This window comes from Caldisericota bacterium (genome assembly GCA_034717215.1).
Taxonomy (GTDB): domain Bacteria; phylum Caldisericota; class Caldisericia; order Caldisericales; family Caldisericaceae; genus UBA646.
The window spans coordinates 1-10,394 of record JAYELD010000071.1 but is presented as its reverse complement, the minus strand read 5'-3'; the positions used below and the strand labels follow the sequence as shown (position 1 = coordinate 10,394).

Below are 10,394 nucleotides of genomic sequence, written 5' to 3'. Positions count from 1 at the left end.
GGCCCAGAGTAAGCGAAGCGGTAAAACCTGCAACGCGAGAGGCTGCTTTTTCTTTTTTAAATAATTTATAAGTAAGTGGAGCCCAAGATGTGAAGCAGAAAACAGCACTTATCGCAAAAATAATCTGGATTGTTAACAGAGCATAGAAATTTCCTATAGTGAAAGGCCGTATAATAACTGTTATTGCCATTATAAGTGCAGCAAGAATAGTTGTTTTCTTTACATTTGTGTCAGCAAGACTACCGGTAGAATACGATAAAAATACAAGCATGATTGGTACTGATGTTATGAACAGAGCAAGAAGAAACCCAGAGACATGATATGTTGGTTCTATAAAAGACCCTAATAGTGGCCCCCACATAAACCAGTTAAAGCCAACAAGTGCTGTAATGAGTGCAAAAGCAAAATAGGTAAGATTACTAAACTTCTCTAAAGCAATTCTCTCTTTTCCCATGTGCGACTCCTTTTTAATTTTTTAATGATTATACTGGAATATTATACTTTTGTAAATAAATTTTGTTCTATTTCTTTTCGACAATATCTTCAGAAATCTATTTTAAACGGAAAAATTGGGAAATTGATGGATGATTTACCCAGAGAGACGTATGAATTTGTCTTATAATTTAATGATACAGATTTTTTGTCTGTCTATTGCAAAATAGATTTTCTCATCGAGAATTGCAAAATTAAAGGTATTAAGATGAGTTATCTGGTGGCGGCGGAAGGATTCGAACCTTCGACATTCCGGATATGAGCCGGATGCTCTGACCCCTGGGCTACGCCGCCTAATGTATTTTTCTTTCAATTCTGCGATTATTTGCAGAATGTGATTTTTCCGCTTCTCTTAAGAATTTTTTAATTTTTTCGTCAAGACTGTTTTTAGCTTCTGGTTTTTTTGCAATCTCACCAATTTTTTTTACAAGCGCAAGATTCAGTTTGCCGTTCTTCTTTGTTTTTCCGACAATCTTTACTATGACCTTTTCACCTTCTTTTACAAAATTACGGGCATCTTTTACGTACACATCACTAAATTGTGATACATGAATGAGTCCTACGTTGCCATCATCTAATTTTATAAACGCTCCATATGGCATTATTTTAATTACTCTTCCGGTAAATTCTTCTTTGCCCATATGCTTATATACTATATTTATTTTCTGAAAAGTTTCAAGAGGTTTTGCCACATATTCGTAAAAAAATCTCCGGTTTCTTCATTTACTGTCGGTTTTTCTTTGCCTTCAAGCCATTCAAAATAGATTATTGTTTCATTTTCTTTTGCAAGCATTAATTTTTCTCTGGCTTCTTTTTCGACAAATTCTTCTTCTGTGCAAATTATAACTTCATTTTGAAGAAGTTCATTTTCATTTTCAAGTTTTTCAATTGTTTGCTGCAAATCTGATACATTTTTTCTATTATCTAAATAGTACTTTGTCGTTATCATCACTTCAACTGAGAGATAAATAATTAGAGCAATTAAAAAGATAGTAACTGCATTGAGCGAACGTTTTTTCATAATTTGAATTTCCTCATAACATAAATATACGTGGTTGTTATTTTTTGTCAATCATGTTAGTATTTCTAGTGTATAAATGAAAGCATGATAAGGTATAAAGCAATATATGCAGTAGCAACCGCAGCAACAGTAAAAGGTAAACCTATTGAAGTAAATTCTTTAAAACTTACTATATGCCCTTTCTTTTGCAGCAGACCAGTTGCTGCGATATTAGTAGATGCACCAATTGGAGTGATATTACCTCCAAGAGTTGCTCCGATCAAGAGTCCGAAAAGAAAGAGCTCTGGGGGGGCCTTAAGCATAACTGACATTGTTCCTACAATGGGAAGCATAGCGATTACATATGGGATATTATCAATAAACGCTGATGCCAGAACAGATCCCCATACGATAATTGTATACCCTAGAAAGATGTTTCCTTTGGATAGATTTGTCATAAAACGTGCTATATCTTTAATTAGCTGGATGTTTACCAACCCTTGCACTATAATAAATAAACCAGCAAGAAGAAGTATCGTATCCCAATCTATTTCTTGAACTACCTTTTTTATCATAAAATATTTTTTCACAAGGATTTCTCTTGCTACACCGATAACGAGGAATGTTACGCATATAAGTCCATTGATGTTTTTAAACGGAAGAAATGAGGCCAGGATAAGTGCACCAACCATAGAAAGAGCAAGGTATCCTGGAAACCAATCGGTTACAACAGTTTTTTCCTCAATGCGAATCGGGTGGGTTTCTTTCCTAAAAATATAAAGCAAAACCAAAGAAGCAGCGAGTGCGCCGATTTCAGTAGGAATCGCAATGCTTAAATGATGATTATACCAGAAGAAATCCAGGAAATTCATATGTGCATAACCTGCAAGAAGCATTGAAGTTGGATCACCTACAAGCGTTGCGGCGCCCTGGAGATTCGCAGAAACAGCAATGGAGATAATTGCAGGTACAGGCGAAATACCGATTCTTTCGCAGATAGAAAATGCGATAGGCGCGACGAGAAGAAGGGTTGATACATTTTCCGTAAACGCAGATATGAAACCAGCGAATAGAGCAAGCGCAAAAATAGCCATTTTTACATTTGGCACTTTATCGATAACAATATCTCCTAAAAGAGAGGGGATGCGTGATTCTATAAGAAGTGTTACAACTCCCATTGTACCTAAGAGAATTCCCAATACATTCCAATTAATTATTAGTGCAACAGACGTCAGCGGCACAATGCTTAAAATAATAAAGATAACCGCACCTATAATAGCGATGTGATGCCTTTTTTTTGGAAATAGAATAAGAAACAAATAGACTGTTATAAATATGATTCCTGCTGCAAATTTTAATGTCATATGCTAGCTGCTTTTACTCCTATGTTTTTTGGGAACGCTATTTTTAGTCTAATTAAACAATAATAGCAGATGCGGCAGCGTAAAGAATTGTTATTAAGACGATTTGCGAACCAAACATATCGATAAAGATACGCTAAAAGTATGTAGTTGCTGAAATGCCCAGTACAACTTCTATTTCGCAGAACAATATTCATAACACACTGCCTCCACAAACAAACGTTTTATAACAAGTTTACTATACAACGTTTTGCAAAAAATAAAATAGTTGTATAATAAAAAGTTATGAAAAAATTTATTATTGTGCTTCTCTTAATTTTAATATTTGTAGCTGGAGTTTATGTTTCTGTTCTTTCAAAACATCGTAATCCGGAGAGTCCGGTACTTAACGGACTAGTCTTATCTACAATATCACCTCAGTCATTTCGTATAAAATATCCAGACATTCCCGTAGGGATAGATAAAGTTACTAATGCAGGAAAGGTAGCAGGACATGAACATTTTGATAGTGAAAATGCTATATTATTATTTTCTGAATTAAATTTATTTTCTTATACGAAGATCGGCGACAAAGAAGCAAAACTGGACGATTTAAAAAAAGATTATTGTGAGCTTGTTCCAGACGATTTTTTGAGCCGTGAAATACTGTCTGCTGTATTTACTTCAGCGGTAAGACGAGATGGCACAGTACTTGACTATACAAAACCTGCAGAACCTGAGGTAGAGATACAATATATTTTGAAAAGTGCTGGAAAAGGTAGTTTTTATGAGCCTCAGAGGGTGGTAAAGCCCACAGACAAAATTGAAACATATTTTTTACTTAACCCACTTGCAAAACCGCACAATGAACGACTTAATATGTATGATATATCGATAGTGTATGACGTGAAACCTTGTTTTACAAATACAACTGCGATGCGTACGCATCAGAAAAATCCAAACCTCGACTTTGATGGTTTCTTTGTAGATATACCTGATGTAATTCCCGATGAAGAATATTCTCACTCTATCGAGAACACACTTGTAAAAGTGCAAAAAGATTTACGTTCCCGGGGGAAATTGCTTATCATTCAAAATTTAAATGATTCTACTCTATCTTTTGGGAAATTTGGAGATATCGTAGGGATTGTGGTAAATGGTGAATTAGATGAAAATTTGTTGAGAAAAGCAAGAGTGATGTACCCTGACAAAATGATATTTGTTACAATTAATGGACATTTTTCTCAGAATAATATAACAAGCATGCTGGATACATTGGTTTTTTATGGGATATATCCGGAATTTCGAAGAGATATAGATCAAGGCGACTTTGTTTATTACGAGGATGTTTTAGCAAATAGCAAAACGGCAATTGCAAATGCACTTGCCAATATAACGGTATTAAACCAGGCAGGTTACAAGGGGGAAATTGAATCAAACAACTGCCGACTAAATCAATTTGGTAATTTCCCGTATATTTTTTTCACTGCAAAAAATTGTGATAGCGTGCTCCAACTGGATAAAGAACAATTTAAAATCAATAATACATTTACAGTGATAGACGGAGTAAGTAATGAGAGTATTTTATTTAATGAAAATGACAATACAATTAATATTCCTTTAAACAAGGAAATTAAGATAGTAAGGATTTCCGAAGATAAATTTACCCCGGTTTATTTATCCGAAGCTTCATTTGTTACTCATACTCCTGTGCAGCGGGTAGCTGTTAGGATTATTAATGCAGGAAATGCAGCTGGAGATGCAGTTGTGAAAATTGAAACCGGGGGGACTGAAATTTTTAATAAAAACGTGTATTTTTCTTCTCTGCAAGAAAAATACATTTATGCTGTTCTACATACAAATCCAGTGGAAGTTGAAATAGACGGCGTACATTACACGACAGAAATGCCGGTGAATAAGCCATCCTCTCTTCCAGTTACTATTGTGTCCATTATAATTATTCTCCTATTTTTTCTTATGGTTTATGCATCAAAAAAATGGAGAACTCTTCAATTATTTAGTGCAAAGCAATTTTTGGTATTTTCTATTTTGGGAAGTTTTGCTCTACTTCTTTTGAATAGATATTTAATCCATTACTCTGTAATTACTATTATTTATTTTATTTTTGCCCTACTTTTTTTCCTATTTTCTTTGTATGATACACAGAATGGTTTTCTTTCACGAATTAGTTCGGCATTAATGATTACACTTGGGCTTATTTTTAATTTGTTTGAATTTGGAACACTAATTCCTCAATTTTTTAGTTTAATTCCACCGTTGTTTGCTTCTGAAATTTTGTTCTTTTATTTTCCGTTTGTATTTACATTTATGTTTTTTTGTATGTATGATAAAAAATTACTCCACAAAATAGAAGCTGCCATATTGCTTCTAGCTGTTGGGCTCGTTGTTTTTATGAGCGATCAATTTTCTCCGATATTTATATTCGAGTTACGTATAAAAGATCTATACCCTTTGTTTATATTACTCATTGGGGCATTTGTTCTTTCTGCTTTGCATAAAAAAGGAAGATTTGCCTATAGCTTAATTTCGGTTTTTTCGGTTTTGATTATCCTTCTTTCGCCGACAATTTCAGCACTATTTTTCAAAACTATTGGGTCCAGTGGAAAATTACTTCCTGTCATATTGCCACTAAGAGAATTAATTCTCTTAGTGGTCCCTTTTTATTTTATTTCCCTCATTCATCATAATATTGAAAAGGGAAGAAATGGCGTTCCTGTAATAAATCGAATTTTTTTACTTGCATTTGGGTTGCTGTTCCTTTTTGCATTTTTTAATGTCTGGAAGCTACGGGTAATTGGCTCGTTTGTAATAGAGCATTATAGCGGAATTATCTTCATTCCTCTTTTGTTTCTTCCTGCTATGCTTCTCATTGAGCCGTGGAGAAAACAAAAAAATCTTTAGTAAATATGTTGCAAATACCTAATTTTTTTTTATACTACAAATATGGAGGTGAGAAATGGCAAAGTATAAAGTTACAACCGACACAGAAGCTTGCATTGGATGTGGTGTATGTGCTTCAATCTGTCCGGAGAATTGGGAAATGAATGATGATGGTAAAGCTGCTCCTATTTCTGCTGAATCCGATGCAGATTGCAACAAAGATGCTGCAGAAAATTGTCCGGTACAGTGCATCCAAGTAGAAGAAATTGCATAAAATCTTTTTAGTCTAAATGTTACAGCCCCAGGGAGAAACTCTCCTTGGGAAACTATTTAATTTTAAGCTGGGGAGGCCAACGTGAAGGAAATTTATGAGGTAAGAATGCATGCAAGAGCTGGTCAAGGTGCAAAATCTGGGTCTCAACTTCTTGCAGAGTCTGCATTTAAACTTGGAAAATGGATTCAATCGTTTCCTGAGTATGGTTCAGAAAGAAGAGGTGCGCCAACAGTTTCGTACACAAGAATATCTGATAAACAGATTAGAACACATGAACCAATTGTTAATCCTGACGCAGTGCTTGTATTTGACCAGGGTATTGCAGGAAGTGTTCCCGTTGCACAGGGGCTCTGTGAAAAACATGGAATTCTTATTGTAAACACCACGAAATCTGTAGAAGAAATAAAAAAAATTACTGGTTTTAATGGCAAAATCTATGTACTTGATGCAACTGGCATTTCGCTAAAATTGTTGAGTATTGATGCACCAAATGTTCCAATGCTTGGCGCCCTAATCAAAACTACTAATGTTGTATCGCTTGAAACAGCTGAGGATGTAATTAGAGAACATTTTCTTGCAAGGTTAGGAGAGGAGAAGATCAAAAAGAATATAGAAGGTTTGAGAAAAGCATGGGAGGAGGTGGCATCATAATGGAGAAAAAAGGATGGAGAGAACTTATGCGTGGAGCCGACCTTCCACCAGCATCCTCGCTTGATTATAAAACAGGCTCATGGAGAACCTTACGACCTATTTGGGATCCTAATAAATGTACACATTGCATGTTTTGTGTAGCATACTGTCCTGATATGGCAATTTCCGTAGTTAAATCTGAAGAAGGTGTAAAAGGTTTTAATGGAAGAATTTATAAAGGTATTGTAAGACTTGAGGCAGATTTAGATTTCTGTAAAGGTTGTGGGATTTGTGCCCATGAATGCCCTACACATGCGATTGAAATGATTAGAGAAGAAGAAGCCACTTCTTCAAAATAAGGAGGCGGAGAAAATGAGCACTTGGAAGCCATTATCGGGAACACAAGCTGTTGCTGAAGCAATGCGGCAGATTAACCCTGATGTAGTTGTTGCTTACCCTATTACTCCCCAAACTCCAATTGTTGAATTCTTTGCACAATATGTTGCAAATGGTATTGTCGATACAGAAACAATACCTGTAGAATCTGAGCATTCCGCAATGTCAGCAACTGTAGGAGCGGCTGCAGCAGGAGCAAGAGTAATGTGCGCAACAGCATCTCAAGGATTGGCACTAATGTGGGAAGTAGTAGCAGCAGTTCCGGGATTAAGATTACCTATTGTGATGCCTGTTGTAAATAGGGCGTTATCTGCGCCAATTAATATTCATTGCGACCATTCTGATACAATGGGTGCAACAACAATTGGGTGGATACAAATATTTTCTGAAAACGGCCAAGAAGCATACGAAAATATGCTTTTAGCAATTAGACTTGCAGAACACCCCGATATATTGCTTCCTGCGATGGTTATGCAGGATGGTTTTATAACTGGGCATGGCGTAGAAAATGTTGAGATATTTGATAATGACAAGGTAAAAGCATTTGTGGGAGAAAGAAATCCAGACAGATATTTACTTGATACAGAGCATCCATATACAATTGGTCCGCTTGCTTTACCTGATTACTACTTTGAAATTAAAAGACAACAGGAAGAAGCAACGAGGCATGTAAAGAAAATTTACCTGGAGATTGGAAAAGAGCTTTCCAAAATTACTAAAAAAGAATATCCGTATTTTGAATCATACAAATTGGAGGATTCAGATGCAGCGATAGTAGTTCTTTCATCTACAGCGGGTACTGCCAAAGATACTGTAGATAAAATGCGAGCAGAGGGTAAAAAAGTCGGACTACTGAAACCAAAACTATTCAGGCCTTTTCCGTATAAAGAAGTGAGAACAGTGTTGAAAAATATCCCTGTAGTTGGTGTGCTGGATCGCTCAATGGCTTTTGGTGCTTATGCACCTGTTTATGCCGAAATAAAAAATGCCCTCTTTGAACTGGAGAAAAGACCAAAACTTCAAAGCTATGTTTTTGGCCTCGGTGGAAAAGATATATTTAAGAGTGATATAGAAAAAGCATTTAACGAACTACTTTCGGGAGAGGTAAGCTCGGAAAAAGAAAGATACATAGGGTTAAGGGGGTAATGAGATGGCAACGTTACAAGAAATAATGTCAAAACCTGTTGGACTTGCTCCCGGACATAGGATGTGTGCAGGGTGCGGGATAGGTTCTATGGTAAGAGCAATACTTGCTGCATCAGATAAACCTGTTATTATTGCTAATGCAACAGGGTGTTTAGAAGTTGTTACAACAATTTACCCTTACTCTGCTTGGAAAGTACCGTGGGTACATGTCACGTTTGAGAATGCAGCGGCAGTAGCAAGTGGAATAGAGACAGCGTATAAATCTTTAAGGAAGAGAGGGAAAATTGACAAGGATGTAAACATTCTTGCATTTGGTGGTGATGGCGGGACATATGATATAGGATTTCAGGCTCTTTCCGGATCATTAGAAAGGGGTCATAATTTTATGTATGTCGTATACGACAACGAAGGTTATATGAATACAGGCAACCAGAGGAGTGCTGCAACACCGTATGGAGCAAGTACAACAACAGTTCCAGCTGGTTCGAAAAGCTTTGGCAAACCTCAGTGGCGGAAAAATATTGTAGAAATTGCTGCTGCACATAGAATTCCTTATACTGCTCAGGCAGCAAATCATAATATAATAGATTTATATAACAAGGCAAAGAAAGGTTTTGAAGCAGATGGACCTGCTTTCCTTGCGGTTCTTCAGCCTTGCACCACAAACTGGAGATTTGATCCCGCTCTCACAATGTCTTATTCAAAATTAGCAGTTGAAACAAATTTTTGGCCGTTATATGAAGTGGAAAATGGAAAGGTACATGTTAATTATAAGCCGAAGAATAGAAAACCAATTGAAGAATTTCTTAATGGGCAAGGACGTTTTAAACACCTATTTAAAGCTAAAAATAAACATGTAATAGAGAAGATGCAAATGATGATAGATAAAGAATGGGGCCGGCTTTTAAAACTTGAAGAATCTGGTATTGAACTGTAACACAAAACTGAATTGATATTTATGGCCCCACTAGAAGCGGGGCCGTTTTATTTTTGAATTGGTGTAGTCGAAATTTTTGGAAAGTAGTAATTAAGCTAAAAAATCGTATAATTAAAAAGGGAAATTTAGTATCATTAAAACAGTGAGAAGGAGAAAAAAATGGTAAAAAAGGCAGAAATAGGAGTATTTGGAGGTTCAGGGTTTTATTCGTTTTTAGATGATGTAAGGGAGATAAAAATTGAAACACCGTATGGTTCTCCATCGGATCGTATCTCAATTGGTAAATACAATGATAAAAAAATTGCTTTTCTACCAAGGCATGGTAAATTACATCAGTATCCTCCACATAAAATTCCGTATAAAGCGAATCTCTGGGCAATGAAATCGTTAGGAGTCGAAAGGATTATTGCACCAACAGCAGTAGGAAGTTTGCAGCCAAATGTGAAAGTAGGTGACTTTGTCATAACCAGTCAATTTGTGGATAGAACTTCTGGAAGAGATTGTACATTTTACGAAGGACCAATTACAGTGCATGTTAGTCTTGCAGAACCTTATTGCCCTGAGCTCCGGGAAATTGCTGTAGATGTGATGAGCGAAATGCAACTGCCTTTTCATCCAACAGGGACAGTTGTAGTTATACAGGGTCCAAGATTTTCGACAAAAGCAGAGAGTGAATGGTTTACGAAAATGGGCTGGGACATTATTAATATGACACAATACCCGGAGGTATTACTTGCCCGCGAGCTTGAAATGTGCTATGTAAACATTTCAGTCGTTACAGATTATGATTCCGGTGTTGTTGCTAGCGGTAATGTTGAACCAGTAACCCAAGAAATGGTGGTTAAAAAATTTGCTGAAAATAATACAAAGCTTATAACTATACTGAAAAATATGATTGAGAAAATCCCGCAAGAAAAGCATTGTCAATGCGGCAAAGCACTTACTGGAGCACGGGTTGAGATATAGACAATGATACCGCTGCGAGATACGCAGAAGATAAGCACATTCCCTTTAGTCACAATTGTAATTATTTCGATTAATGTTATTGTGTTTCTGATAATGCTTTTTCAGTCAGTAACTTTTAAAGATCCTGGTCTGGCACTAAATAATTTTTATTTACGTTATGGACTTATTCCTTATCAAATAACAACGGGCAATTATATTGTGCCGTCACTTCGTCCGGCATGGTTGACTATTTTTTCCTCGATGTTTCTTCACGGTGGTTTTACTCATATCATTGGCAACTTGTGGTATTTTTGGATTTTTGGAAACAATGTA

The 10,394-nt window shown here is 36.1% G+C and carries 12 protein-coding genes and 1 tRNA gene; 8 read left to right on the top strand and 5 right to left on the bottom strand.

Annotated elements, in window-relative coordinates:
* The 5 genes from U9Q18_02930 to U9Q18_02910 all read right to left on the bottom strand — a co-directional run.
* The coding region (locus U9Q18_02930; protein ID MEA3313311.1) for a hypothetical protein at window positions 1-454 on the bottom strand (454 nt) is incomplete at its 3' end.
* Between the two features lie 256 nt (window positions 455-710).
* Window positions 711-786: transfer RNA gene (locus U9Q18_02925), tRNA-Met, on the bottom strand.
* Window positions 786-1,133: a S1 RNA-binding domain-containing protein gene (locus U9Q18_02920; protein MEA3313310.1), complete on the bottom strand. Its 348-nt coding sequence runs from the start codon at window positions 1,131-1,133 to the stop codon at window positions 786-788. Before U9Q18_02920 ends, U9Q18_02925 begins: the two co-directional genes overlap by 1 nt.
* A 17-nt stretch (window positions 1,134-1,150) precedes the next feature.
* Window positions 1,151-1,513: a septum formation initiator family protein gene (locus tag U9Q18_02915; GenBank protein MEA3313309.1), complete on the bottom strand. Its 363-nt coding sequence runs from the start codon at window positions 1,511-1,513 to the stop codon at window positions 1,151-1,153.
* Window positions 1,514-1,578: 65 nt separating this feature from the next.
* Complete coding sequence (locus U9Q18_02910) at window positions 1,579-2,856, bottom strand: SLC13 family permease (protein MEA3313308.1); 1,278 nt, start codon at window positions 2,854-2,856, stop codon at window positions 1,579-1,581.
* 282 nt (window positions 2,857-3,138) lie between these two features.
* Here U9Q18_02910 and U9Q18_02905 point away from each other — a divergent pair, with 282 nt between their 5' ends.
* The 8 genes from U9Q18_02905 to U9Q18_02870 form a co-directional block, all read left to right on the top strand.
* Window positions 3,139-5,754, top strand: a complete 2,616-nt coding sequence (locus tag U9Q18_02905; GenBank protein ID MEA3313307.1) for a hypothetical protein — start codon at window positions 3,139-3,141, stop codon at window positions 5,752-5,754.
* A 55-nt stretch (window positions 5,755-5,809) separates the two neighbouring features.
* Window positions 5,810-6,007: a ferredoxin gene (locus U9Q18_02900; GenBank protein MEA3313306.1), complete on the top strand. Its 198-nt coding sequence runs from the start codon at window positions 5,810-5,812 to the stop codon at window positions 6,005-6,007.
* A gap of 81 nt (window positions 6,008-6,088) precedes the next feature.
* Window positions 6,089-6,658 carry a 2-oxoacid:acceptor oxidoreductase family protein gene (locus U9Q18_02895; GenBank protein ID MEA3313305.1) on the top strand — a complete coding sequence of 190 codons (570 nt, stop codon included), beginning with the start codon at window positions 6,089-6,091 and terminating at the stop codon, window positions 6,656-6,658.
* Window positions 6,658-6,996 (top strand): 4Fe-4S binding protein, encoded by a 339-nt coding sequence (locus tag U9Q18_02890; protein ID MEA3313304.1) that lies wholly within the window; start codon window positions 6,658-6,660, stop codon window positions 6,994-6,996. Before U9Q18_02895 ends, U9Q18_02890 begins: the two co-directional genes overlap by 1 nt.
* A 13-nt stretch (window positions 6,997-7,009) precedes the next feature.
* Window positions 7,010-8,179, top strand: coding sequence for a pyruvate ferredoxin oxidoreductase (gene porA / locus U9Q18_02885; GenBank protein MEA3313303.1), 1,170 nt, complete (start codon window positions 7,010-7,012; stop codon window positions 8,177-8,179).
* Between the two features lie 4 nt (window positions 8,180-8,183).
* Window positions 8,184-9,116, top strand: a complete 933-nt coding sequence (locus U9Q18_02880) for a thiamine pyrophosphate-dependent enzyme (GenBank protein MEA3313302.1) — start codon at window positions 8,184-8,186, stop codon at window positions 9,114-9,116.
* Between the two features lie 159 nt (window positions 9,117-9,275).
* Window positions 9,276-10,082, top strand: a complete 807-nt coding sequence (locus U9Q18_02875) for an S-methyl-5'-thioadenosine phosphorylase (GenBank protein ID MEA3313301.1) — start codon at window positions 9,276-9,278, stop codon at window positions 10,080-10,082.
* A 3-nt stretch (window positions 10,083-10,085) separates the two neighbouring features.
* On the top strand, window positions 10,086-10,394 hold a 309-nt coding region (locus U9Q18_02870; GenBank protein MEA3313300.1), incomplete at its 3' end, for a rhomboid family intramembrane serine protease.